A 25283-nucleotide genomic window follows, 5' to 3' on the forward strand; every position below is an offset into this window, starting at 1 on the left:
CGAGGTCGACGGCAAGGTCACGGACGGCAAGGAGGCGTCGGCCAAGGACATCGACACGGCGACGAAGGCCCCGCCGGACACAGCGGCCGCCAAGGACAAGCCCGTCACCCCTCTCACCCCCGACCAGCCCCCCGGCAACCCCGGGGCCCCGCCCGCCGCGGCCGCGATCCCCGAGAAGCAGCCGGCGTCAGTCACCGACTTCTCCCAGGGCCCCGCGCAGAACGACCAGGCGATGGCCGACGCGGAGGTCACCGAGGAGCAGCTCGCCAAGGGCAACGAGCCCGAGTTCAACGAGGCCCTGGCCGCGAAGAAGACCGCCGAGGCGGACTCCGCGAAGGCACCGGCGAAGGGCAGGTCGGCCGAGAACCAGCAGCTGTCCGCCGCGAAGGCGGGCGCCGCGGCCTCGGGCGCCGCCGCGATGAGCACGCTGACCGCGACACGTGCGCGGGCCGGGCAGAAAGTGGACGGCGGCAAGGGCGAGACCAAGTCGAAGGACGAGAAGAAGCGCGCCGAGGTCACGGCGAAGCTGCAGAGGGTCTACGACGGCACGAAGAGGGACGTCGAGGCGACGCTGTCCGGCCTGGACCAGAGGGTCGACGCCGCCTTCACCTCCGGTGAGAAGGCGGCGCGGGACGCGTTCACGGCGGACCACAAGCGCCGGATGAAGCAGTACAAGGACAAGCGGTACTCCGGCTGGACCGGCAAGGCCCGCTGGGTGAAGGACAAGTTCGCGGGCCTGCCCGAGGAGGCGAACAACCTCTACCAGGAGGCCCGCAAACTCTACGTGTCCCGGATGCAGACGGTCATCTCATCGGTCGCCGACATCATCGGCACCGAGCTGGGCAAGGCGAAGGCCCGGATCGCGAAGGGGCGCGGCGAGCTGAAGGCGGAGGTGGACAAACTTCCGGCTGATCTGCGGCAGTTCGGCGAGGATGCGGCCAAGGACTTCGCGGGCAAGTTCGACGACCTGGAAGCGACGGTCAACGAGAAGTCCCAGCAGCTGGTCCAGGACCTCGCCCAGAAATACACAGCCGCGCTCAACAAGATCGACGAGGAGATCAAGAAACTCCAGGAGGCCAACAAGGGGCTGATCGACAAGGCCAAGGACGCGATCGTCGGCGCGATCAAGACGATCAACGAGCTGAAGAACCTCCTCCTGGGCATCCTCGCCAAGGCCGCCGGCGCCATCATGAAGATCATCAAGGACCCCATCGGCTTCCTGGGCAACCTGGTCTCGGCTGTCGGCGCGGGCCTGAACCTCTTCCTCACGAACATCGCCGACCACCTCAGGACCGGGCTGGTCTCCTGGCTGCTCGGCACGGCGGTCAAGGCGGGCCTCGAACTCCCCCAGAAGTTCGACATGAAGGGCATCATCCAGCTCATCGGCTCCCTCCTCGGCCTGACCTGGGCCAACATCCGCGCCCGCGTCACCCGCAAGGGCGTCCCCGACCAGGCGATGACAGCGGTCGAATCCTCCGTCCCCGTCGCCCAGAACATCGCCCGGGAAGGCCCCGCCGGAGCGGTCAAGGAGATCCAGGAGGAGGCGGGCGACCTCAAGTCCACCATCCTGGAAAAGCTGACGAGCTACCTGATCCCCACGGTCATCATCGCCGGAATCACCTGGATCCTCTCGCTCCTGAACCCTGCCTCCGCATTCGTCCGCGCGGTCAAGGGAATCATCGACATCGTCACCTTCGTGGTGAACCAGGGCGCCCAGATAGTGGAGTTCGTCAACTCGGTCCTGGACGCGGTGGTCGCGATAGCCAACGGCGGCAAGGCGGGCGTCCCGAAGATGGTCGAAACCGCCCTGGCCGCAAGCATCCCCCTCCTGATCGGCTTCCTCGCATCCCTCCTGGGCATAGGCAGCCTGGCCGCAAAGGTTAAGTCCGTCTTCCACGCGGTATCCCGCCCCGTGAACCGAGCGATCGACAAGCTCGTGAACTTCATCGCCAAGAAGGGCAAAGCACTCTGGAGAAAGCTCAAGGACGGCAAAAAGAATGACGGGAAGAAGAATCCCAAGGACAGAAGCGACGAGCAGAAAACCAAGGATCTCAAAGCAGGACTTGATGCCGCCGAGTCGCTGGCAAAGAACGATCCGGAAGGGGATAAGAGCAAGGGAAAACTGGGCGCCATAAAAAGGCGCTACCGGATGACCGAGTTGACCCTTGTAGTGGAGACCTCGCCCGACGGGAAACACTCCTATACCGTCGAGGGCGCGGTAAATCCACGCGAAAAGCGTACCGGAGATTACGCACCCAAGCGAGGTGATCACGTTTTTGCACTGGGGCTGTCCGGAACATTGGATGAAATTCACACGATCGCGTCCGATGGACTGAATCATCTGCACACACACCGCGCATCGAAAGCCTCGCTCCTCATGTCCTTGTTGGACAGCGCACGCGCCAAGGCCCGAGAGTTACCCGAGCTGGTCGTCAGGAAGGAGTCGCATCAAGAGGGTGACGGAGATGCCCACTCACTCCAATACGGAGAGCGATCCAGAGCAGCCAAGTTTGCCATTACATCCTTAGTTCAGGCCATCGCTTCGTATTACGCGGAAGGCCACCGGGAAAATGACTCTCAGAGCAGAGCGAGGATGCTGGAGACCTCTTCCGTGCACACCATTTTCACCATCCGGGACTGGCTGGACAGCGTCGTCGACAGGGAATCCGTCCCTTTGATCACTTCACGAAACGACAAGGCATCATTTCTTGCGGGAGAGCTGAAGATCGAAGAGATCCGACAGGATCTGACCCTGGGTTTCGAGCGCATATTTCCAGGAACCCCTCGCGGGTGGAGAAGGCGCGGACGCAGTTAGTTCGCCATATGGCGCGAAGTCCCATGAACCATTTCTACGACCTGGTGCGCAAAAAATCCTCTTCTCCCAGGCACTCCGCTGCATCATAGAGAAACTCGATATAACACTTGTATGTCTCCCCGTACGCATCTTTGGCCAGCTGCACACGACGCTCCCTTGCTGCTGGTTTCGCTTCGATCGCCGCCAGAACCACGGACCCGAATCGCGTAAGAGCACGAGAGGCAGCGAGCGCGCTCTCAACCACCGAATCCGGGCCTTCAGCGCGCACGGCGGACTCCAGCGGATCCAGGTTCTCAGCTGGGTCACGCCACGAGGCGAGAAGGTCCGAAAGGGAATCCGCAGCTTCGCGTTCGCTCATGTCCACCGTCAGAGCAACCTCAATATAAGCCTGCCTAAAGCGATCGAGAGTCGCACTGCATTCGTCAGCATAACTACCATAAATGACTTTACGCGAGCTTCGAACCATTGAGGGCTCCCTCGGCGTCCTGTCGTACAGCGGGCAGATGCGTGCACAAGGTCCAACAGATCACCGCTTCCCATACCTGGCAGATTCACGCCAGCTGCAAAGAGCACTCAAGCGAATCCCTCAGTGGCCATCCCGATCCCCTTGCACCCATTCCAGATACGGCCCGAACTCCGAAGCCAGCGTAAGCCGCCCCAGCTTCTGGTACTCCCTCTGCACCGCGTGAATGAGCGTCGCCATACTCACCGCGCCCCCCGCCTCCGCCGCCAGGTACGCCGCCGTCACCGCGATCGAGCGGATGTTGCCGCCCGCCAGCTCGAAGTTCTCGGCGCAGAAGGCGAGGTCGAGGTCCGAACCGCGCGGGAGGGTCGGCCCCAGGCAGCGGTCCCACAGCACCCGGCGTTGGTCCGGGTCCGGGACCGGGAAATCGATGACCAGGTCCAGGCGGCGGGTGAAGGCGTCGTCGAGGTTGGCGCGGAGGTTGGTGGCCAGGATCGCCAGGCCGTCGAAGGACTCCATGCGCTGGAGGAGGTACGCGCTCTCCACGTTCGCGTAACGGTCGTGCGCGTCCTTCACGTCCGAACGCTTCCCGAAGATCGCGTCCGCCTCGTCGAAGAGCAGGACCCCGTTGACCCCCGCGGCCTCCGTGAAGATGCGTTCCAGGTTCTTCTCGGTCTCACCCACGTACTTGTCGATCACCGTCGCCAGGTCGACCGTGTAGAGGTCGAGTCCGAGGTCGGCCGCGATCACTTCCGCCGACATGGTCTTGCCCGTGCCGGAGTCCCCCGCGAAGAGCGCCGAGACCCCGCGCCCCCGGCCCCCGCCCGGCCGCATCGCCCACTGCCCCAGTACCCGGTCACGGTGCCGGGCGCGGGCGGTCAGTTCGCGGAGCTGGGCGTGGGCGTCGGGTGGGAGGACCAGGTCGTCCCAGGTCACCGCAGGTTCGATGCGGCGGGCCAGGCGGTCGAGCCCCGCCGCGTTCTGGGCGCGGGCCCCCTGGCGTACATGGTCCGGGGTGAGGGTCCCGCCGTCGAGCCGGGCCGTCTGGGCGGCGCTGCGGGCGGCGCCCGTGACCTGCTCCGGCGTCAGGAGGAACGGGGCGAGGAGGTGGTCCGGGTCGACGCCGGTCGGCACGGCGCCCGACCCCGTACGCCCGTACGCCTCGCTCCACAGAGCCCCGCGCGCCGACGGCTCCACCCTCGGGGCGTGCACGAGCAGCGGCGGCACCGTGGACCAGGACGCGTCCCACGGCACCCGGCCCACCATGACCGTCGGCACCGGTGTGGCCGTCAGCAGCCGCAGCAGGTGCGGGTGTTCCCGGGACACCGCGTCCAGCGGCGCGCACACCAGGCCCGCCCCGGTCAGCCGCGCCTCACGGACCAGGGCCCGTACGGCGTCGGCGGGGGCCGGATCCGCCGCCAGGCGGGCGAGGTCCACGCCCAGGACGCGCCGGCCCGCCCGCTCCAGCGCCGACGCGGCCAGGGCCGTGCCCGCACCGCCCTGGTCCTCGCTCAGGTAGACCAGCGGGACGCCGTCGGCCAGGACCCGGACCAGAGCCACCGGGTCGCCCACGCCCCCGACCGCCTCCCAGGGCGCCGTGACGTCCGCGATGCGCGGATCCCTCGTGTCGTCGCCGAGCAGGTGCGCCGTGACCCGGTCCGGCACGCGCAGCGCCCGGCTGAGGAACGGCCGGTCCAGGTCCTCGGCCAGCAGCAGGCCGGCGTCCCGGAGCGGCGCTGCCGCCGCCAGCCGGCCGCGCGCGACAGCGTCGGCCGGGGACACCCCGCACAGGCCGAGGGCCAGACCGATGGACGGCCGCCGGCGGGTCACGTCGTCGTTGAGGTACCCGTAGAACGCCTCGAAGCGGTCGTCCAGGTCCGGCACGAGCGCGATGAGAAGGATCTCGGTGTCGAGCGGCGTGAGACCGAAGTCCGTTTCCAGAGCGGTGAGCCGGGAAGGCCCGGCGGCAGCACGGCGGGCCCGGTCGTCGCGGGGCCCGGGATCGGAGACGCCCGGCACTGCGCCGGTGCCCTCCTCCCCCACCGGGTCCGGGAACCCCCGCGCCCCCTCCTCGTTAAGCAGCCGCGCGATGTTCTCGTCGGCCAGGTACAGCCCCCGGAACGCGTCCTCCGGGTCCGGATCCGTGCGCTGCCGGGCCTCCACCGCACGGCGGACGCGCTGCTCCACGACGGTCGCCCGGGCGAGGAGGTGGCGCAGGTTCACGTCGTCGTGGGGGTGGGCCGGGGAGGTCATGCGGTGGGGTCCTCCTCAGCGGCGGCGTCGGCGTCGGCCGAGCGCTTCTCGGTGATCCGCATCCCGAGGCCGCGACGCGCCGAGGAGGCCGCGGGCTCCTCCCGTACCGGACGGCCGGGACGGCTTCCGTACACCGGCAGACCGCCCCGCACCGGCTCCGGGGCGTCCGGCATGTCGCCGAACCGTGCGTGCAGGCCCTCGTCGCCAACCGGCGGCCCCGCCGGGTAGGTCGGCGAGGCGGTCACCGGCACGCTCACCACCAGGTCGAGCGACGGTTTCAGCTCGCCGCCGAGCGCGCTCCACACGTCGGCGAAAGAGCGGTCCTCCGGCGGGGGCAGGGCGATCGACATCGGTACGGCGGCCCCGATCCGGGCAAGGGATCCGGCGAGCCGCTCCGGTGGCAGCGCCTCGTACGCCAGCAGGCAGGCGAGCAGCGAGGAGAGCAGCCGGTGTTCGTCCTCCGGGCGCTTGGTCCACGCGGTGATCAGGTACGAGAGCTTGAAGTAGCGCGGCGGGCGGCGTCGCGCCACTACGGCGCCGCGTTCGTCGTATTCATTGTGCAGACCGCGTTCGCGCCGCCGCATGTCCTCGCGGATGTCGTACAGGTAGAGGTTGACCATGGGGGCGTTGACCTTGGCGGCCCATTCCCGGGTGGGGGCGTCGAAGACGACCGTGATCTGGCCGCCGCCGAGCACCTCCGCCCGGATCAGGGACCGGAGTACGTCGTCCACCTCGTGGATCACCTGGTGTCCGCCCCTCTCACGTACGGCCCTTGAAGTCCGGTGGCTGAAGATTGCGCTGGACCACCAGGACGGGCTTCTGGAGCCGGGGCAGCCCGGTGATGTCCGCGCGCAGGACACGCGGTCCGAGGGTGTCCTTGCGCAGTACGAGCACCTGGACCTCGAAGGTGCCGTCGCGGCCGACGCGGACGCCGGTGCGGTCCGCCGTGATGCCGGTGTTCCAGGTCAGGCGTACGGTCTCGCCCGGCGGGTAGTCCTTGCCGCGTGCCACGACGGGCTGGCCGGGTTTGGCGACCTGCGGGGTGACGGTGAGGGACGGCTTGAGGACGCGCAGCCGTTCCGTGTCCTGGTTGTTGACGGGGTGCAGGTCGCCCAGATTGCCACTCACGGTGGCGCGTACGTCCCCGGTGATCGGCGCACGGTACGTGCCGGTCTGGGTCACCTCGATCCGGCCGCCGGGCGGGATGGTGCAGGGCGCGGCGGCGGTGCAGCGGCCGAGGGAGGTCAGCGTGCGGTCCTTCGCCTCGCCCGGCTTCGGCCAGCTCGTGGCGAGGACGACGTCCCTGGCGGTGTCCGGACCCGCGTTGGTCACGGTGAACCGGGCGCCGCTCTGTCGGCCGATGTAGGTACGGCCGGGGCTGAGGTCGGCCTTGACGGCGACGTCCGTCGCGGGTGGCGGGGGCAGCGGCGGCGGGGGCGGGTCCAGCACCCGGAATTCCGCGGTGTCGGTGGCGGTGTTCCCCGCCGCGTCGGTAGCGGTGCAGGTGACCGTGGTCGAGCCGATCGGGAAGAGGGAGCCGGACGCCGGGGCGCAGGTGACGGGAAGGCGGCCGTCCTGGGCGTCCCTGGCGGTCGCCCAGTAACTGATCCTCGTACCGTCCTCGTCGTCCGCTCTGGCGATGCGGTCGTCCACGGTGACGACGGGCGCGTCGACGTCGTTCACGTCGATGGTGATCTTCTGCTGGAAGTCGGGGTCGGGCGCGGCCGTGGGGGCGAGTCTGTCCGTGCCCGGGATCTGGGGGCCGAGCAGGAACTGGACGGTGCAGGTGAGCCGTGCGCCCTGCGGGGCGTCGGCCGCGACATCGATGGTCTCGGCGAAGTGGGCGGTGTCGCCGCTGGTCACCCGGCGGGTGGGCGGGTCGAGCGCGACGGTGAGGTAGGGGCTGCAGTCGCTGAGCTGGTGGCCGACGGAGGTGGGGAGGTTGTCCATGCCGTCGACGATGGCCTGGGCGACCTGGTCGCCCTGGATGCCTTCGAGGAGCCGGCCCTGGGTGGCTTCGATGATGCGGGTGGCCTGGCCCGCGTCAGTCGGCGGATGCTCGATCTGGCCGGGATAGTCGGGGTTGTGCGCGTTGCCGGTGCCGTTGAGCCCGTCGCCGAGCGCACTGTCCACGTCGACGCCGACGACGCGGACGCCCTTGTCCTGGAGGGCGAAGATCGTGTCGTCAATCGTGTGACCGGCGCTCGGTGAGTGGCTGGACGCGTCGCTGACCAGGACGATCACCGGGTTGGAGCCCTCGCGGAAGACCGTCTCGCCACCGGCCCCGTTGGCGATCTGCCAGAGGCCGTTGATCCAGTCCTCGGACGGGCCCATGCTGTTGAGTCCCCGGTCGGTCCTCAGCGCGTCGACGCCGTCCTGCACCTTGCCGAGGTCGTTCGTCAGCCCCTGGAGGACCGCGAACTCGCCTCCCGTGCGGTCGAACTGCTGGTCTCCGAAGGTGGCGACGGCGAAGCGCGACTCGGGCTGGGCGGCCAGGACCTTCCGGGTGATGGCGGGCAGGTTCTCCTGCACACTGGTGATGGGCACTCCCATGCTCCTCGTGCCGTCCACCAGCAGGACGACCTCGGGTTTCGGCGGGATGGACGGTGTACGTACCGACTTGTCGACACTCGTGGAGCCGCCCGGGTCGAGCGCCTCGTGCACGGTCGCCGGGGTGACCCACGGCTCCGGGGGGACGGGCACGGCGCCGGCCGGGCCCGTCCCGGGGACGAACGCGGTGGCGAGCAGGAGCAGCGCGAGCGCCGCCGAGCGGCGGGCGCCGGGCAGTCCGGGCGGGCGTCCCGCCGGCCGTATCCACCGCACAGCTTCTCTCCCCCGCACCCGGACCTCCCACCGAAGAACAGCGCCCACACGGTCCCCCGTGCGGGCGCCGCGCGCAGCGGGAGGTCAGCCCTTTCGCCGGGTAGCGCCCGCTGCCCTTTGAGGCAGCCGACCGGGCCGTGCGGAACCGGCCCGTGCAAATCGGGGCCGTGCGAATCCGGGCCGCGTCAGATCAGGCCCTGACGCATCGCGTACGCCACCGCGTGGGACCGGTTGCGCAGTTGCAGCCGGGTCATCACGGAGTGGAGGACGTTCTTGATGGTGCGTTCGGAGTAGGCGAGCTTCGTGGCGATGTCGGCGGTGTCGTAGCCCTCGGCGACCAGCCGCAGGACGTCCACCTCGCGGGCGGCGAGCCCGGTGAAGTGCAGACCGCGTGGTGCGAGGACCTGTCCCTGGAGCCTGCCGACCTCCGCGAGGAGCCGACCGAGCAGGTCGGAGGGGAGGTGTCCCTCGCCCCGGGCGACCGTCTCGATGACGTGCACCAGGTGCTCGGGGGTGGCCTCGGCCCGCCTGATGACCCCGACGACCCCGCATTCGGCGGCGCTCACCAGCTTCTGTTCGTCGATGTCCGTGGTGACGAGCACGGCGCGGGAATCGGTGGTCCGCTGGATGTGGCGCAGTGTCGTCAGCACGTCCTCCTCCACGGCGTCGACGACCATGACGACGACTTCGGGCCAGGGCCCCTCTTCGCTCCAGTCCATGACGTTCACTTCGGGCCGTGCCCTCAACTGGCTGGCCACTCCGGCTTGCGAGATCGGGTCCTGGGCCCGTAACGCGACAGTGGTGCGCTCCATATGTGCTCCCCCTGTATGACGGCCGGAAGCACTTCTGGCACACGCCTCGCAGCCGTGTTCGTGCGCCTCATTGGTGAGGAGGCGCACGGAAGATGCCCTGGTTCATTGAGGAGGAAACCAAAATGCTTGGCCGGGGCACGGGATGTGCCCGAAAGTGTTCCTTCGCGGCCGATGTACGACGGGGGCGGCGACCTTACGGTCCGCCGTATGAGTCTCACCGCTAGCCTCGACGCGTCCACCGTCAGCGCCGTACCGGGCGCGGAGACGGCTGTCCCCCTTCAGGTCCGCAACTCCGGTCGGACCGTGGAGGAGTACCGCTTCGAGGTGGTCGGTGCGTGTGCGGCCTGGGCGGCGGTGGAGCCGGCCGTGCTGTCCCTCTACCCGGGTGACTCGGGCACCGTGTCACTCATGCTGCGGCCGCCCCGTGACGCGACGGTGCCGGCGGGCGAGACGCCGTTCGGGGTTCGGGTGGTGCCGACCGGTGAGCAGGGCGAGACGGTGGTGCCCGAGGGCCGGGTGACCGTGCTGCCGTTCACCAGCACGACGGCCGAGCTGGTTCCGCGCGGTTCGCACGGCGCGCTCGCCGGACGCCACCAGCTGGCGGTCGACAACCGGGGCAACACCCCGGTGACGGTGCGCCTCGGCGCCCAGCCCGGGACCGAGCGGGCTCGCGTCGTGTTCGCGGCATCGGAGCTTCAAGTAGCCCCCGGGAAGGCGGAGTTCGCGAAGTTGCGGGTGCGGCCCGTCAAGCGGATGTGGCGCGGCACACCGGTCACGCACCCCTTCCAGGTGTTCGCCGCGACCCAGGTGGCCGAGGGGCAGGACCCGGTGGAGCCGGTCCTCGTGGACGGCAGTTACGAGCAGGAGCCCCTGCTCCCCCGCTGGCTGCCCCGCGCCCTGATCACCGCGGCCGTCCTGGTGCTCGCACTGGTCGGGCTCTGGTACGCGCTGCTGCGCCCGGCCGTGAAGTCGGCGGCGCGGGAGGCGGTCACCCCGGAAGCGGTGCGGTCGGCCGCCGCGGCCGACAAGAGCAAGGCGCCGGAGCAGGGCGGCTCGGGTGGTTCCGGGGCGGGCGGGGGCGACTCCGCCGGGAGTGGTTCGGGCGGGGGCGGCGGCGAGTCGAAGCCCACGCCGAGCCCGAGCCCGAGCCCGAGCCCGAGCCCGTCGGCGCCGGCCGGCGCGGGAGCGGCGACACCGACCAGCGCGCAGGTCAGGGTGCAGGACTCGCTGGGCGGCGGCACGAACACGGGGACGGCGCTCACCGTGCCGGCCGGGAAGACGTTCCAGCTGACCGACATCGTGGTCCAGAACCCGCAGGGCGACGCCGGGACGCTGGTCGTCTCCGCGGGCAGGGGGACCCGGGTGCTGAGCCTGGGTCTGGAGAATTTCCGGGACTCCGACTACCACTTCGTGACGCCGATCGTGGTCCCGGCGGGCGGCAAGGTCACCATGACCATCGACTGCCGCAAGGTGGGCAAGCCGGTGGGCGCCCAGGCGCCCGCGCGGTGCGCTGAGTCGATGTTCCTGGGCGGCACCATGCGTGCCGCCCAGGGCGACTGACGGCAGCCCCGGCCGGGCCCGGTCAGGCGGGGCTCTCCTCTTCCTCCTCCGGGCTCTTCTCCTCCGCGCGTTGTACGAACGAGCCCTGGACGTCGGCGGGCTGCTCGCCCTCGTCCTCCGTGGCCGCGCGCTGCACGGCGGGCGCGGCGGACGGTGCGGCGGTGGGGGCGGCCGGGGCCGGGGCCGGGGCCGGGTCGGTGAGCACCCGGTCGGCGTTGGCTACGGCCTCGCGTTCGAAGCGGTCGGAGGGGTCGCTGACCCTGATGCCGCCGGGTGCCTCGGTGCCTTCGACGGGCCCGCTGCGCTGCTGGATGACGTGGGTCAGCTCATGCGCCAGTGTGGTACGGCCCTGGGGCGAGGAGGGGTCGTAGGCGTCGCGCTGGAAGACGACGTTGTTGCCCACGGTGTAGGCGTGCGCGCCGACGCCCTTCGCCGATTCGTGCGCGGCCGAGTCGTTGTGGATGCGTACGTCGGAGAAGTCGGCGCCCATCCGGTTCTCCAGGTCCACCCGGGTCTCGGTGTCGAGGGGGGTGCCGCCGCCGGAGGAGACGACGTCGTGCACGGGCGAGCGCGGTTCCGCCTCCTCGGCCCGCTCCGGTGCCGCCGTCCGGGCGCGCTGGAGCACCGGGCCGAGCGCGGCGTTGCCGACCGTGCGCTGGAGGACGCCCATGCCCGCGGTGCCCACCACGTCGGTCCGGCCGGTGGCGGCGGCCCGGAAGAGGTGGTGGGCGTCGGAGGCGGCGGGGGTCTCGGCCGTCGCGTCGCGCGGATGGTCGCCGGGCAGGCGCTCGTGGTCCTCCCCGGGCTCCAGGGGCTTCACGTGGTGCTCGTGCTCGTGGTCCTGTGCGTTCACCGTCATCTCCCCTGCCCGCGCCGGGGCGGCCGCGGCGGACCGCCCGCTCCTGCCGGCCTTCCACCCTGGGGGCCGCGTCGCTGCCCCGTCCAGCCCGGTCCTGTCCGGTACGGGGCACGGCGGGGTGCCTCTTCGGGCAGCGGGGAGGTCCGGAAGGCCGCCGGCGGAGCTGTGGGGAACCGGTCAGGATTCGAGAAGCGCCGTGTCCGGCCCGTGCCTAGCATGATCTTCATGGACATCACCATTCACACCAGCTTCCTCCCGCACGACGACCCGGAGGAGTCCCTCGCGTTCTACCGCGACACGCTCGGCTTCGAGGTCCGCAACGACGTCGGCCAGGGCAGGATGCGCTGGATCACCGTCGGCCCGAAGGACCAGCCGAGCACCTCCATCCTGCTGGCGCCGCCGGCCGCGGACCCGGGGGTCACGGACGACGAGCGGCGCACCATCACCGAGATGATGGCCAAGGGCACGTACGGCTGGATCCTGCTCGCCACCCGCGACCTGGACGCCACCTTCGAGAAGGTGCAGGCCGGTGACGCGGAGGTGGTCCAGGAGCCGACCGAGCAGCCGTACGGCATCCGCGACTGCGCGTTCCGCGACCCGGCGGGCAACCTGGTCCGCATCCAGGAACTGCGCTAAGGGCTGTCCCGCGATTCCGGGTGGATCAGCGCGCGGCGTCGGATGCGGTGCATCGCACGGCGGAGAGGCGCCCGCATACTGGATGTATCCGGGCGTCTCGACAACGCGGCGAGCTGCCGTGGCTGTCGTCGTGCGCCCGCCGGGAGTTGCGGGACAGCGCTTGGGGGCCCGGGGCCGAAGGCTTACGGTCCCGTGACGTGCCGCCGCCAAAGCACGTGACGGGGCCGAGCGCGTCCTAGCGTGGCGGGCATGCGCGTACTTGTCACCGGCGGTGCCGGGTTCATCGGTTCGGAGATCGTCCGCGGTCTCATCTCGGCCGGGCACGAGGCGGTGGTGCTCGACGCACTGCTCCCCTCGGCGCACGGCCCTTCCGCGCGGCGCCCGGCGGGGGGTGACGACGGGCGGCTGATCGTCGGGGACGTACGGGACCGCGCGGCCGTGGACCGCGCGCTGTACGGCGTCGACGCGGTGTGCCACCAGGCGGCCATGGTCGGCCTGGGCAAGGACTTCGCGGACGCACCGGAGTACGTGGGGTGCAACGACCTGGGCACCGCCGTCCTGCTCGCCGCGATGGCCGGGGCGGGGGTGCGGAGCCTGGTGCTCGCCGGGTCGATGGTCGTGTACGGCGAGGGCCGTTACGCGTGTCCGCGCCATGGCACCGTCCGCCCCGGCCCCCGCGACCCGGCCGACCTGGCGGCGGGCCGGTTCGAGCCGCGCTGCCCGGACTGCGGGGCGGCGCTGGTCCCCGGTCTGGTCGGGGAGGACGCGCCGGCCGACCCGCGCAACGTGTACGCGGCGACGAAGCTGGCGCAGGAGCACCTCGCCGCGTCCTGGGCGCGGGCGACGGGCGGGAGCGCGGTCGCGCTGCGGTACCACAACGTGTACGGGCCCGGCATGCCCCGGGACACGCCGTACGCGGGGGTCGCGTCGTTCTTCCGGTCGGCGCTGGCCCGGGGTGAGGCGCCGCGCGTCTTCGAGGACGGCGGGCAGCGGCGCGACTTCGTCCATGTACGGGATGTGGCCGCCGCGAACACGGTGGCGTTGGAGGCCGTCGGCGCCCGCGCTCCCGGGAGCTTCGCGGCGTACAACACCGGCAGCGGCGAGCCGCACACGATCGGCGAGATGGCCGGGGCGCTGGCGGCGGCCCACGGCGGACCGGCGCCGGTGGTGACCGGCGAGTTCCGGCTCGGGGACGTTCGCCATGTGACGGCGGACTCGCGGCGGCTGCGCGTGGAGCTGGGCTGGCGGCCGCGGGTGGCGTTCGCGGAGGGCATGGCCGACTTCGCGGGGGCGCCGCTGCGGGAGGCCGGGGCGGGGCTGCCCGTCTGAGGCTCACGCCGTGGGCAGCGTCACCTCGAAGCAGCAGCCGCCCGTGACGTTGCGGACCTCCGCCCGGCCCGCGTGGGCCTCGACGATGCCGCGCACGATGGCGAGTCCGAGGCCCGCGCCGGCCGGAGGCGTACGGGCATGGCTGCCGCGCCACCCGGTGTCGAAGACCCGCGGCAGGTCCTCCTCCGGGATGCCGCCGCAGCCGTCGGTCACCGAGAGGACCACCCCGTCCGGCGCACGGTGGGCCGCGACGGCGACCGTGCCGTCGGCGGGCGTCCGGCGGATCGCGTTGATCAGGAGGTTCCCCAGGACGCGGCTCATCTCCTTGCCGTCCACCTCCACGGGCACCTCCTCTATCCGTCCGCCGACCAGCCGTACCCCGTGCTCGCGGGCGAGCGGGTCCGCACCGGCGAGGGCGTCGCCCACCAGGTCGTAGACGGAGACGCGGGTGGGGGTCAGCGCGAGCGAGCCCGCGTGGATGCGGGAGAGCTCGAAGAGGTCGCCGACCATGTCGTTCATGCGCTCGACCTCGGTACGGATCTGGCGCAGATAGCGCGGCGAGTCGACGGCCATGCCGTCCTCCAGCGCCTCGGACATCGCCCGCAGCCCGGCCAGCGGGGTGCGCAGGTCGTGCGAGATCCAGGCGACGAGTTCGCGCCGCGAGGTCTCCAGGGCGCGTTCCCGCATCCGCGAACTGTCCAGCTTGGCGCTGGTGGCGGCGAGTTCGCGGGTGAGGGCGGCCAGTTCGGCGGTGGCCGGGGCCTCGGGCGCCGCGAAGGTGCCGCCGTCGCCGAAGGAACGGGCGGCGAGGGTCAGCTCGCGGCTGCGGGCGGCGACCCAGCGGCCGAGCAGCATCGCCGTGACGAGGGAGACGACGGCGGCCATGGCGACGACGGTCGTCACGACGCTCAGGTCGTGCGGTGACAGGAACATCGCCCAGGCGACGACCAGGGTTCCGGCGAGCATCGCGGTGACGGCCACGGCGGCCACGATGCTCAGCGAGACGACCAGCGAGCGGTGCCGGGTGAGCCGCAGCGCGAACGCCCCGAGCAGTCCGGCGGCCGCGGCGCCGAGGAAGGCGAAGAGGGCGATGAGGAGGAGGTCGGTCATGACGGGGCTCCCGCGCCGGCGGGAAGGTCGAGGCGGTAGCCGACGCCCCAGACCGTACGGATCAGTTCCGGGTGGGCCGGGTCGGTCTCGACCTTCCCGCGCAGCCGCCGCACGTGCACGGTCACGGTGGACAGGTCCCCGAAGTCCCAGCCCCAGACCTCGCGCATCAGCTCCTCCCGGGTGAAGACCCGGCCCGGGTGGCGCAGGAGGAAGGCGAGCAGGTCGAACTCGCGGAGCGTGAGGGCCAGCCGCCCGCCCCGGCAGGTCGCGCTCCGGGCCGCCGGGTCGAGGACGAGCCCCGCGCCCTCCAGCAGCCGGCGCTGTCCTGCGGGGACCGCCGCCGCCCTGGCGCGCCGCAGCACGGAGTCGACCCGCAGGACGAGCTCGCGCGGGCTGAACGGCTTGGTGACGTAGTCGTCGGCGCCGGTTTCGAGGCCGAGGATGCGGTCGTCCTCGTCTCCGCGCGCGGTGAGCATGATGACGGGCACCGGCCCCTGGGCCCGCATCCGGCGGCAGACCTCGAAGCCGTCCATGCCGGGGAGCATGAGGTCGAGGACGGCGAGGTCCGGCCGGCGGGCCGCGTACAGCGCGAGCGCGGCCGGTCCGTCCGCCGCCCGGGCGACGTCGTAACCGGCGCCGGTCAGGTATCCCGCGACGACTTCGGCGACGGTCGGGTCGTCGTCCACGACGAGGACGTGGCCGCGCGCCGGGGCGGCGGTGGGCGCCTCGTCCGCGGGGGCGGGCGGCGGTGTGTCCGGGGGCGTCTGCATGGAACCACCCTGGCACCCGGGGCGGCGCGGCCGGAAACGCGGGCGGGGCGGTGGCGGGCGACGTCCATGTTTCGTAAGAATCCAAAGCCCGAAATGCCGGTTTTCGCTCCGTAGGGTGAGCCGGGTGATCCTTCCTTCCGATGACTCAGGCCCCCGCGCCGACATCGTCCTCCCCTGTCTCGACGAGGCCGCGGCCCTGCCCGGCGTGCTGGCCCGGGTGCCCCGGGGCTGGCGGGCGATCGTGGTGGACAACGGCTCGACCGACGGCTCCGCCGATGTGGCCCGCTCGCTGGGCGCGACCGTGGTGCACGAGCCCCGGCGCGGTTTCGGTTCGGCCTGCCATGCCGGGCTGCTCGCCAGTGAGGCGGAGTTCGTCTGCTTCTGCGACTGCGACGGCTCACTGGACCCCGCGCTCCTCACGGGCTTCGTACGCCGGGTGGCCGACGGCGAGTGCGATCTGCTGCTCGGGCGGCGGCGCCCCCGGGAGCGCGGTGCCTGGCCGGCACACGCGCGGGCCGGCAACGCCGCGCTGTCCCGGATGCTGCACCGCCGGACCGGGCTGCGGCTGCGCGATCTGGGCCCCATGCGCGCCGGCCGCCGCGCCGACCTGCTGGCCCTCGGGCTCACGGACCGGCGCAGCGGCTACCCGTTGCAGATGGTGGTGCGGGCGGCCGACGCGGGGCTGAGGGTGGCCGAGACGGACGTCCCGTACCTCGCGCGCACCGGGAAGTCGAAGGTCACTGGTACCTGGCTGGGCACCTGGCACGCGGTCCGCGACATGCGGGCCGTGCTGGCCGAGCCGCCGGTCCCGGCGGGGGTGCCCCAGTGAGCGCCGCGGCGCCCGGGCCGGCCGGTGCGACGACCGTGCTGGTCATCGCGAAGGAGCCGCTGCCCGGGCGGGTCAAGACCCGGCTCACCCCGCCCTTCTCCCCAGCCGAGGCCGCGCGCCTCGCGGAGGCCGCGCTCGCCGACACCCTGCACACCGTCCTGGCCCTTCCGGCCGCCCGGCGCGCCGTCGTCCTGGCGGGGGCGCCCGGACCGTGGCTGCCGCGGGGCATCGAGGTCGTGCGGCAGGGGGCGGGCGGGCTGGACGAGCGGCTGGCCGCCGCGTTCGGGGCGTGCACGGGGCCGACGCTGCTGGTCGGGATGGACACCCCCCAGCTCACGGCGGCCGATCTGGCCCCCGCGCTGGCCCCCGGGGCCTGGGACGCGTGCGGCGCCTGGTTCGGCCCGGCGGAGGACGGCGGGTTCTGGGCGCTGGGTCTGGCGGAGCCGGATCCCGGGCTGCTGCGCGGTGTGCCGATGTCCGTGCCGGAGACGGGGGCGGTGCAACGGCGCCGGCTGGTCGACGCCGGGCTGACGGTGCGGGACCTGCCCCGGCTGCGGGACGTGGACACGGCGGCCGACGCGGCGGAGGTCGCGGCGCTCGCGCCGGACGGGCGGTTCGCCGCCGAACTGGCCCGGACGCGCCGGACGGCTGTCCGATGAGCCGCACCGATCAGGAGCGGAACGTGCTGGTGCACCCGCCCACGGACCTGGACGCCGGTCCCGCACCCCAGGCCCCCGCCCGTCCGGACGCCGACGCGTGGGGCACCGACCCGTACGCCAACGCCCTGCGCAACGGGCACGGGCCGCTGTTCCTGCGCCGTACGGACGGCTGGCTGCTGCCGCTGGACGTCGAGCGCTGGTGCGCCGGGGCCGACGCGGCGGACCTGTCGGCGCTGCGGCGCTGCGAGGGCCCGGTCCTGGACGTCGGGTGCGGGCCCGGCCGGCTGGTCGCCGCGCTGGCGGCGCGCGGCCACCGCGCTCTCGGGATCGACGTCAGCGAGGCGGCGGTCGCCCGGACGGTCCGGCTCGGCGGCTTCGCGCTGCGCCGGTCCGTGTTCGATCCGCTGCCCGGGGAGGGCCGCTGGGGCACCGTACTGCTCGCCGACGGCAACATCGGGATCGGCGGCGACCCGGACCGGCTGCTGCTCCGGACCGCGGAACTCCTCGCGCCCGGCGGGCTCCTCATCGCGGAGACCGTGCCGCACGACCTCGACGAGCGGGTCCGGGTACGGCTGGACGACGGGCGTGCCCCGGAGGAAAGCACGGCGGCCGGGCTCTTCCCGTGGGCGCGGCTCGGCTCCTCGGCCCTGCTGGGGTACGCCCGCCCGCACGGGCTGCGCGCCGACGGTCAGTGGGAGGCGGACGGCCGCGCCTTCGTCGCCCTGCGGCGGAGCCGGACCGTCCGGGCTCCGAACCAGAGCGCCGACAGCAGGAACAGCGCGGCGGTGGTGAGCAGCCAGTTCCCCAGGAAGACATCGGGGGACAGCCCGCTCGCCGGCTCGTAGCGCTCCGGCCGCGCGATCAGCGGGAACCACACGAGCAGCAGCAGCCCGGACAGGAAGGCCGGCACCCGTACGTAGTTGACGGAGGCCGGCCGCCGCTGTCCGAGGCACCTGCGGAGTGCCAGGTCCACCGACGCGTACAGCGGTACGAGCACCAGGTCGTGGACGAGGGCCGCGCCGGCGAACCACACGATGACGCCGAGCCAGTCGCCGGCGAGCAGGCGCACGCCCGCGTATGCGGCGAGCGCGAAGGAGGCGGCCAGGAGTACGAGGTGCAGGGGCCCCGCTCCGTAGCGGCGGCGCAGGAGGGCACGGGGGCCGGTGGTGTTCACAGTTCTCCGAAGGTCAGCCGGGACACCCATTTGGTGTTGAGCACCCCGGGGGCGGCGGGCACGATGATCCGGGCCGGGTACCCGTGGTCGGGTGACAGGTCCTCGCCGTTGACCCGCAGGGCGAGCAGCGAGCGCGGGTCGCGCACCTGGTTGTCCCGGAGCGCCGCCCGGCGGAAGGGGCCGCTGCGCTGCACGGACTCCACCAGCACCCCGGGCGGCCGGTCCGGGTAGCCGGCGAGGGCAGCCAGGTCGCTCAGCCGTACGCCGCGCCACCACTGGTCCGAGGTGGACCAGCCCTCCACGCAGGCGATGGGCAGGGCCGCGCTGTGCTGCTCCATGGCCAGCAGCTGTTCCCGGCTGAACCGCAGATCGCCGGCCGGTCCGCTGACGGTGAGCCACCAGCCCTCACCGGTGTCGGCGGTGGTGATCCCGACGGCGGCGGCGGTCTTGTTGATCTGGAAGCCGTTGGGGCCGGACCCGGGTTCGGCGGCGCCGCGCGGGGTGAGCACGGCGAGGCGGCGCAGGGGCCCGTCGAAGCTCCGGCCCGCCGAGGTGACCAGCAGGACCAGTGAGCCCGCGCCCACCATGGCGAGGGCGCCGCGCCGGGACAGGGTCGGCGGGGCCGGGGCGGGCGATTCCAGCACGTCGCCGGGGACCGGGCCGTTCAGTCCGCCCGTACGCAGCACCCGTACGGCCTGCGGGGCCCGAAGCCCGGCGTGGGCGAGGAAGGCGGCGAAGAACACCCACGCCCCGTAGAAGTGCAGGGGGTAGAAGGAGCCGGGGAACAGGTATTCCAGCTGGATGTTGAGCAGGCCGGTCACGAACTCGAAGAGCGCCCCGCCCACCAGCAGGAGCAGCGAGATCCGTTCCAGGGCGTGTGCGAGGGAGCGGGCAGGCGGCAGGGCGAAGAGCCGGGGCACCACGGACCAGAGCTTGGCCAGCAGCACGGGGACGAGGACGATCCCGAGCGTGACGTGGAGTCCCTGCGTCAGCCGGTAGAGCCAGTGCGGCGAGGTCGGCCAGGCGAAGAGGTAGAAGCCGAGGAGCCCCTTGTCCGGCGTCTTGTCGTTGACCCGGGCGAGGTCCGGGTTGTACGCGGCGTACGACAACAGGCCGGTCACGAAGAGCAGCGTGATCCCGGCCAGCAGGACCAGCCCGAGCACGGCGGTGAACGGCACGCCGCGCACGGGGCTGCGCCAGAAACCGGGTGCCGACGGCAGCCGTTCGAGGAGCGCGGCGGCGCGGAGCCGGGAAGAGGAAGCGGAGGGTGTCGGAGCGTTCCGACGGCTGTCGCCCATGGGCCCGACGCTATGCCCGTGGCCTGGGCGTCCGGTGGCTGCGACTCCTGACGAAACGATGACGTCACCCCGGCGAACGTACGGCGGGGGTCGTGAATCTGACGGTTGTGTGACGCGCCCGGCCGGTAGCCGCCGTCGCGGTGTTCCGGTGCGTACGGTGCCTGCGTGAAGACCGAGGACCGCATCGAGCCGCGTACCGGACCGGACACCGTCAGGGGTTCCGGGCAGCGCTGGGATCTGGTGGCCGCCGGGGCGGGCGTCCTGCTCGTGCTCGCCGCCGCCCTCGGCGGCCGGGCCGTCGAGGACTACGCGCGGACGCTGTACGTGCACTGGCCGCCGCTGCTGGCGTCCTGGTACCCGCACACCGGCCCGGGGACGGTGGCCGCTCCCGTGGTCGCCGTCGCGGTGATCGCGTACGGGCCGCTCCTCGCCCGACGACTGCGCTGGCGGACCCTGCTCCTGACGGTCTACGCCTCCTCGTCGGCGTGGGTCCTCTCGCTCGCGCTGATCGACGGCTGGGGCCGGGGCGTCGCCGAGCGCCTGACCACCAAGCACGAGTACCTGCGGGTCATCGACCGCTTCGAGGACATCGGCGCCGCGCTGCGCACGTTCGACGCCCACATCCTGCTCGACGCGCCGGACAACTGGCCCGCCCATGTCGCCGGCCATCCGCCGGGCGCCACGCTCACCTTCGTGTTCCTGGACCGGGCCGGTCTCGGCGGCGGCGCCTGGGCCGGGGTCTGGTGCGTCCTGACCGGCGCGTCCGCGCTGCTCGCCGTGCTGGTCGCGGTGCGGGCCCTGGCCGGTGAGGACATCGCCCGGCGGGCGGCGCCTTTCCTCGTCCTGGCGCCGTTGGCGGTCTGGGCCGGGACCTCGGCGGACGGCTATTTCGCGGCGGTGGCCGCCTGGTCCGTCGCCCTGCTGGCCCTGGCGGCGACGCGCGCGGTGCGCAGCCCCGGGACCGCCGCGCTGGGCGCGGGCCTCCTCTACGGCTGGGTCTGCTATCTGAGTTACGGGCTGACGCTGATCGCGCTCCTGCTCCTGGCCGTCCTCGTCCTCGCCGGCACCCTCCGGCCGCTGCCGCTCGCGCTGCTCGGGGCCGTGGTGGTGCCGGCGGTGTTCACGGCGGCGGGCTTCAACTGGTGGGACGCGTACCACGTGCTCGTGGAGCGCTACCACCAGGGCGCGGGCGGGTTCCGGCCGTACGGGTACTGGGTGTGGGCGAACCTCGCCTGCACCGTGATCGCCGTGGGCCCGGCGGTGGTCGCGGGGCTGCGCCGCACCTTCGCGGGCGCGCCGGGTGCCGTGCGGGCGTTGCGCGGCGGGAAGGCGAGCCCGGTGGACCGGCTGGTTCCGCTGGTGCTCGTGGCGCTGCTCCTGCTGCTGGCGGCCGATCTGTCGGGGATGAGCAAGGCGGAGACCGAGCGGATCTGGCAGCCGTTCATGGTCTGGCTGCTGCCCGCGGCGGCGCTCCTGCCCGACCGGGGCCGGCGGGGCTGGCTGGCCGTCCAGGCGGTGGTGGCCCTTGCCGTCAACCATCTGCTCTGGACGGGCTGGTGACGGCGGGGCCGGTCACTCCAGCCCGACCCGGACCAGGGCGGCGGCCAGCCGGGGCAGGTCCGCGTCGGCGACGAGGCCGGCCAGCTTCTCCGGTGAGCGCGGCAGCCCCAGGCCGTCGGCCGCGTCCTGGGCGCGCTGGTCGAAGGCGGGGCGCAGTTCGGGCCACAGCCCCTGTGCCTCGCGGCTGAAGATGTCGGCGCCCACGGGTCCGATCCGGGGGAACTCCGTGAGCAGTTCGCGCAGTTTCCCCGCGTCCCCGCCGGCCTCCTCGCGGAGCCTTCGCAGGTCGCCGTGGTAGCGGTCGAGGGCGAGTTGGGCGCCTTCGCCGAGTGCGGTGGCGGTGCTCTCGTCGTAACGCCGGTAGTGGGCGCGGCCCAGCGCGTCGACCCGGTCCTGCCAGGACGCCTCCGCCATGGCGTGGGGGGTGCGCATTCCGGCGGCGAAGAGTTCGCGGGCGGCGGCGACCGCCATGCAGGCCTTGATGGGGACCGAGAAGAGGACGCACAGGGTCAGCAGCTGGTACAGCGGCATGGGGGTGTCGCGGAGCCGGATGCCAGCTTCCTCGGCGTAGGTCTGCCCGTGCTCGTCCAGCAGGTTCCGCACGGTCGTGGTTCTGGACACGGTGGTGCTCCGTTCGGTTCTACGCGGTGAGCGCGTCGAGCAGGGTCCGGGCCCGGGCGAGGGAGCGGGGCCGCGGAGGGCGGTGCCAGGGGTCCTCCCGGTCCACGAGCGCGTCGGCGTCCCGCAGGGTCCAGCGGCGGGCGTCGAGCGCCGGGTCGTCGATGTCCGCCCAGGCCAGGGGCGCGGCGACGGGGGCCCCTTGGCGGGTCCGGACGGCGTAGGGCGCGACGGCGGTCTGGGCGTAGGCGTTGCGCTGGACGTCGAGGTAGAGGCGGCCGCCGCGGGCCTTCTTCCGGGCCTCGGTGGTGAAGCGGTCGGGTCGACGGGCGACGAGCGCGTCGGCGACCGCCCGGGCGAACGTCCGTACGGCGTCGAAGCCGTCCCGGCGGTCGAGCGCCACCACGACGTGGAGTCCGCGCGAGCCCGTGGTCATGACGAGGGACGGCAGCTCCAGCTCGTCGAGGAGCCCGTGCAGTCCTAGCGCCGCCTCGCGGACCGGGGCGAAGTCGTCGCCGGGCGGGTCGAGGTCGAACACCATCCGGTCCGGGTGGTGGGGCCGGTCGGCGCGTGAGAGGAAGCGGTGCGGGGTGATGCTCGCCTGCCCGGCGAGGTGGACGAGCGTGGCGGTGTCGTCGGCGATCGGGTAGGTGACGGTGCCGTCCTCCTTGGGGAGTTCGGCGCGGTGGATCCAGTCGGGGAAGGAGGCGGGCACGTCCTTCTGCATGAAGCCGTGGCCGCCGATGCCGTCGGGGAAGCGCTCCAGCATGAGGGGGCGGTCCCGCAGGTGGGGCAGCATCCGGCGGGCCACCCGGCGGTAGTAGCCGGCGAGGTCGGCCTTGGTGATGCCGTCGTCCGGGAAGAGGACCTTCTCCGGGCGGCTGATCTCGGGAATCCGGTGTGCCGTCACGTGCTCACCGGCCCCGGACCGCACGCCTGACGAGGGCCGTGGCGCCGCAGGCGGCCCCCGCCGCCATGACCGCGGCGAGTGCGCGGTGCCGGAGGGCCCACAGCTGCGGATCGCGGGTGTGGGACTCCTGGTCGAAGGTGCCGTGCGCGCCGTGGTCGGTGCTGTCGTCCTCCGGCTGCCACAGGTTGTTCTCGCGGGTGGTGTCGGAGGCGTCGCCGGACTGCTGGGAGTCGAAGCCGGTCCGTGCGAGGTAGCGGTCGAGGAGGCCGGCCGCGAACTTGTTGGCGACGATGGTGGCGACGGTGCTGGAGCCCACGTAGTACTGCTTGCGGCCGGGGTGGCCGGCGGCGTACAGCACGGCTTCGGCGGCGACTTCGGGCTGGTAGATCGGGGGGACGGGCTGCGGGTTGCCGCGCACCCGGGAGAGGACCCAGGAGAACTGGGGGGTGTTGACGGCCGGCATCTGGACCACGGTGACCCGGATGCGGCTGCCCTGGTGCATGAGTTCGGTGCGCAGGGACGAGGTGAAGCCGTTGATGGCGTGCTTGGCCCCGCAGTAGGCGGACTGGAGCGGGATGGACCGCTCGCCCAGCGCCGATCCGACCTGGATGATGGTTCCGGCGTCGCGCGGTTGCATGTGCTTGAGCGCGGCGCGGGTGCCGTTGACGAACCCGAGGTACGTGACCTGGGTGACGCGCTCGTACTCCTCGGGCTCGATCTCGGTGAAGGGCGCGAAGACCGAGGTGAAGCCGCAGTTGACCCATACGTCGATCCGGCCGAAGGCGTGCACGGCCTCGTCCGCCGCGGCTTCGACCGCGCGGTGGTCGGCCACGTCGGTGGGGACGGCCAGCGCGCGCCCGCCGGCCGCCTCCACCTCACGGGCGGCCGCGGCGAGTCCGGCCCGGCCGCGGGCGAGCAGGGCCACGTCGGCCCCGCGCGCCCCGAAGGCCCGGGCCACGGCCCGGCCGATGCCTGCGCTCGCTCCTGTGATGACGACGCTCTGGCTCACGGTGTCTCTCCTTCGGTGGGGGCCGGTGCGGCGAGGCGGACGGAGGTTTCGAGCATCAGCGCGTGGACGAACGCCTGCGGGAGGTTGCCGCGCAGCTGCCGCTGGCCGATGTCGTACTCCTCGGTGAACAGACCCGGTGGTCCGCATGCCGCCCGGTTGCGTTCGAACCAGCGCAGCGCCTCGCGCTCGTTGCCCTGCTGGTGCTCGGCGAGCGCCATCAGGTGGCCGCACAGCAGGAACGCTCCCTCGGCCTCGGCCAGGGGGCGTTCGTCGTGCCGGAAGCGGTACGCGTAGTGGTCGTGGGTCAGCTCGGCGCGGTAGGCGTCGAGCGTACGGACGGTCCGGGGGTCGCGGGCGGAGACGCCGCCCCGGATCGCGGGCATCAGCAGGGCGGCGTCGAGTCCGGGGTCGTCGGGGGCGCGCTGCCAGCGCCCGGTCGGGTGGGTGCTGGTGGCCGCCGTCCGGGCGAGGAGCGTGTCGGCGAGTCCGGCCCACGAGGCCGCCTGCGCGCAGCGGACGTTCGCGGCCATGGCGCGCAGGCCCGCCGCGCAGATGAGCCTGCTGTGCGTCCAGGCCCGGTCGTCCAGCTCCCAGATGCCCGCGTCCGGCTCCTGGTGGCGGCGTTCGACGGCCGCGACCGCGATGTCCGCCGCGCGCCGCCCGTCCGGGCCGAGCCGGCCGGTCCGGGCCGCGGCGGCGAACAGGAGCAGCGCCTCGCCGAACGCGTCGAGCTGGAACTGCCGGTTGACGTGGTTGCCGATCCGGTTCCCGCCGCCCGGGTAGCCGGGGAGGGGCAGCGTCTCCTGGTCGGGTACGGGGGCGCCGGTGACGGTGTAGGCGGGTGCGAGCCGGGGGCCGTCCTCGTGGAGGCGGGCGGCGACGAAGCGGACGGCGTCGTCGGTCAGCCGGTGGGCGCCGGCCGCCGCCGCGGCCTGCCCGGCGTAGCACTGGTCGCGGATCCACACGTACCGGTAGTCGTAGTTGCGGCCCGCCTCGGCGCGTTCGGGAAGACTGGTGGAGGCCGCGGCGACCATGCCGCCGGAGGCGCTGGTGAGGCCGCGCAGCACGGTGTGGGCGTGGCGTGCGTCGTCGGGGGCGAGGCAGTCGGGCAGCGGCTCGCCGGCGCGGGCCCAGGCGTCCTGGGTGGCGTGCCAGGCACGGTCCGGGTCCACCGCATCGCCGCGCCGGACCCGGTCCTCGTGCTCGGAGAGTTCGAGGACCAGATCGTGACGGCCGCCCGCCGGGACGGTCAGTTCCGCCGCCAGGCCCGTGCGGTGGCCGTCGCGGACGGGGTGGGCCGCCTCGGCCCCGGTCCACCGCCAGTGCAGGGGGCCGGTGCGCCCGGTCCACACCCCGGGCCGCTCGCGCCGCACGTCCCGCGAGCGGTGCGCGCCGAAGTCCGCGTGCGGTTCGAGGCGTACGGTCACCCGGGCGTCGCCCTCCACGGCGTGGATCCGGCGCAGCAGGACGGCGTGCCGTGCGTCGCCGGGGAAGGCCAGGGCCTCGTGGCACTCGATGACACCGGTTGTGGTGACCCAGCGGTTGCGCCAGATCAGTGTCCCGGGCGCGTAGGAGCCGCCCCATACGAAGCGCTCGGTGGGCGTGACGGTGTAGTGGCCGGGGCCGCCGATGAGGGCGGCGAAGACCGCGCCGGAGTCCCAGCGCGGGGCGCACAGCCAGGCGATGTCGCCATGGGGGCCGACGAGCGCGCCCCGCTCCCCGTCGGCGATGAGGGCGTACTCGCGCAGTACGTGGGGCGGCGGGTTGTCGTGCGCGGGGTGCGGGCGGGTCATGCG

At 72.8% G+C, this 25283-nt stretch carries 21 protein-coding genes; 8 read left to right on the plus strand and 13 right to left on the minus strand.

All coding sequences use genetic code 11. The features are described from left to right. Positions 1-2815: phage tail protein (locus tag ACN6LM_RS27745; protein ID WP_445068117.1), on the plus strand; the 2815-nt coding region annotated here is incomplete at its 5' end. Positions 2816-2849: 34 nt separating this feature from the next. On the opposite strand, the gene ACN6LM_RS27750 is transcribed toward ACN6LM_RS27745, so the two are convergent. The 5 genes from ACN6LM_RS27750 to ACN6LM_RS27770 form a co-directional block, all read right to left on the minus strand. Next, on the minus strand, positions 2850-3281 hold the full coding sequence (locus ACN6LM_RS27750) for a hypothetical protein (RefSeq protein ID WP_445068118.1): 432 nt from the start codon (positions 3279-3281) through the stop codon (positions 2850-2852). Between the two features lie 120 nt (positions 3282-3401). Next, the gene (locus tag ACN6LM_RS27755; RefSeq protein ID WP_445068119.1) at positions 3402-5531 is read right to left on the minus strand and encodes an ATP-binding protein; all 2130 of its coding nucleotides are present in this window, start codon (positions 5529-5531) and stop codon (positions 3402-3404) included. Further along, on the minus strand, positions 5528-6274 hold the full coding sequence (locus ACN6LM_RS27760; RefSeq protein WP_445068120.1) for a DUF4255 domain-containing protein: 747 nt from the start codon (positions 6272-6274) through the stop codon (positions 5528-5530). The genes ACN6LM_RS27755 and ACN6LM_RS27760 overlap by 4 nt, the downstream gene beginning before the upstream one ends. A gap of 16 nt (positions 6275-6290) precedes the next feature. Continuing rightward, positions 6291-8354: an HYR domain-containing protein gene (locus tag ACN6LM_RS27765; protein WP_445068121.1), complete on the minus strand. Its 2064-nt coding sequence runs from the start codon at positions 8352-8354 to the stop codon at positions 6291-6293. Between the two features lie 185 nt (positions 8355-8539). Then, the gene (locus tag ACN6LM_RS27770) at positions 8540-9166 is read right to left on the minus strand and encodes a response regulator transcription factor (RefSeq protein WP_445068122.1); all 627 of its coding nucleotides are present in this window, start codon (positions 9164-9166) and stop codon (positions 8540-8542) included. Positions 9167-9373: 207 nt separating this feature from the next. Here ACN6LM_RS27770 and ACN6LM_RS27775 point away from each other — a divergent pair, with 207 nt between their 5' ends. Beyond that, positions 9374-10726 carry a COG1470 family protein gene (locus tag ACN6LM_RS27775; protein WP_445068123.1) on the plus strand — a complete coding sequence of 451 codons (1353 nt, stop codon included), beginning with the start codon at positions 9374-9376 and terminating at the stop codon, positions 10724-10726. Between the two features lie 22 nt (positions 10727-10748). On the opposite strand, the gene ACN6LM_RS27780 is transcribed toward ACN6LM_RS27775, so the two are convergent. Then, positions 10749-11585, minus strand: coding sequence for an eCIS core domain-containing protein (locus ACN6LM_RS27780; protein WP_445068124.1), 837 nt, complete (start codon positions 11583-11585; stop codon positions 10749-10751). 225 nt (positions 11586-11810) lie between these two features. On the opposite strand from ACN6LM_RS27780, the gene ACN6LM_RS27785 reads away from it, so the two are divergent. Together ACN6LM_RS27785 and ACN6LM_RS27790 are read left to right on the plus strand one after the other, a co-directional pair. Beyond that, the gene (locus ACN6LM_RS27785; RefSeq protein WP_164400611.1) at positions 11811-12221 is read left to right on the plus strand and encodes a VOC family protein; all 411 of its coding nucleotides are present in this window, start codon (positions 11811-11813) and stop codon (positions 12219-12221) included. Between the two features lie 249 nt (positions 12222-12470). Next, positions 12471-13550, plus strand: a complete 1080-nt coding sequence (locus tag ACN6LM_RS27790; RefSeq protein WP_445068125.1) for an NAD-dependent epimerase/dehydratase family protein — start codon at positions 12471-12473, stop codon at positions 13548-13550. A gap of 3 nt (positions 13551-13553) precedes the next feature. On the opposite strand, the gene ACN6LM_RS27795 is transcribed toward ACN6LM_RS27790, so the two are convergent. Both ACN6LM_RS27795 and ACN6LM_RS27800 read right to left on the minus strand, forming a co-directional pair. Continuing rightward, entirely contained in the window at positions 13554-14660 is a 1107-nt protein-coding gene (locus ACN6LM_RS27795; RefSeq protein ID WP_164400613.1) for a sensor histidine kinase, read from the minus strand. Then, complete coding sequence (locus ACN6LM_RS27800; RefSeq protein WP_445068126.1) at positions 14657-15430, minus strand: response regulator transcription factor; 774 nt, start codon at positions 15428-15430, stop codon at positions 14657-14659. Before ACN6LM_RS27800 ends, ACN6LM_RS27795 begins: the two co-directional genes overlap by 4 nt. Positions 15431-15554: 124 nt before the next feature. Between ACN6LM_RS27800 and ACN6LM_RS27805 the strand changes: the two genes are divergently transcribed. The 3 genes from ACN6LM_RS27805 to ACN6LM_RS27815 are packed head-to-tail and all read left to right on the plus strand — an operon-like array spanning position 15555 to position 17763. Next, positions 15555-16259: a glycosyltransferase family 2 protein gene (locus ACN6LM_RS27805; protein ID WP_445068127.1), complete on the plus strand. Its 705-nt coding sequence runs from the start codon at positions 15555-15557 to the stop codon at positions 16257-16259. After that, positions 16256-16918 (plus strand): TIGR04282 family arsenosugar biosynthesis glycosyltransferase, encoded by a 663-nt coding sequence (locus tag ACN6LM_RS27810; RefSeq protein WP_445068128.1) that lies wholly within the window; start codon positions 16256-16258, stop codon positions 16916-16918. Before ACN6LM_RS27805 ends, ACN6LM_RS27810 begins: the two co-directional genes overlap by 4 nt. Continuing rightward, positions 16915-17763 carry a methyltransferase domain-containing protein gene (locus tag ACN6LM_RS27815; protein WP_445068129.1) on the plus strand — a complete coding sequence of 283 codons (849 nt, stop codon included), beginning with the start codon at positions 16915-16917 and terminating at the stop codon, positions 17761-17763. The genes ACN6LM_RS27810 and ACN6LM_RS27815 overlap by 4 nt, the downstream gene beginning before the upstream one ends. Before the next feature lie 325 nt (positions 17764-18088). On the opposite strand, the gene ACN6LM_RS27820 is transcribed toward ACN6LM_RS27815, so the two are convergent. Continuing rightward, the gene (locus ACN6LM_RS27820) at positions 18089-19390 is read right to left on the minus strand and encodes a molybdopterin-dependent oxidoreductase (RefSeq protein ID WP_445068130.1); all 1302 of its coding nucleotides are present in this window, start codon (positions 19388-19390) and stop codon (positions 18089-18091) included. A gap of 165 nt (positions 19391-19555) precedes the next feature. On the opposite strand from ACN6LM_RS27820, the gene ACN6LM_RS27825 reads away from it, so the two are divergent. Continuing rightward, positions 19556-20950, plus strand: a complete 1395-nt coding sequence (locus tag ACN6LM_RS27825) for a hypothetical protein (RefSeq protein ID WP_445068131.1) — start codon at positions 19556-19558, stop codon at positions 20948-20950. Positions 20951-20962: 12 nt separating this feature from the next. Here the strand turns inward: ACN6LM_RS27825 and ACN6LM_RS27830 are convergent, their stop codons facing one another. The 4 genes from ACN6LM_RS27830 to ACN6LM_RS27845 are packed head-to-tail and all read right to left on the minus strand — an operon-like array spanning position 20963 to position 25280. Further along, a complete protein-coding gene (locus tag ACN6LM_RS27830) occupies positions 20963-21571 on the minus strand; it encodes an endonuclease (protein WP_445068132.1) in 609 nt (202 codons plus the stop codon). Between the two features lie 19 nt (positions 21572-21590). Then, positions 21591-22478, minus strand: a complete 888-nt coding sequence (gene ligD / locus ACN6LM_RS27835; protein ID WP_445068133.1) for a non-homologous end-joining DNA ligase — start codon at positions 22476-22478, stop codon at positions 21591-21593. A 4-nt stretch (positions 22479-22482) separates the two neighbouring features. Next, complete coding sequence (locus ACN6LM_RS27840; RefSeq protein ID WP_445068134.1) at positions 22483-23487, minus strand: SDR family oxidoreductase; 1005 nt, start codon at positions 23485-23487, stop codon at positions 22483-22485. Continuing rightward, on the minus strand, positions 23484-25280 hold the full coding sequence (locus ACN6LM_RS27845) for a glycoside hydrolase family 15 protein (RefSeq protein ID WP_445068135.1): 1797 nt from the start codon (positions 25278-25280) through the stop codon (positions 23484-23486). Before ACN6LM_RS27845 ends, ACN6LM_RS27840 begins: the two co-directional genes overlap by 4 nt. Positions 25281-25283: the final 3 nt, after the last annotated feature.

Source organism: Streptomyces sp. SAS_281, assembly GCF_052542855.1.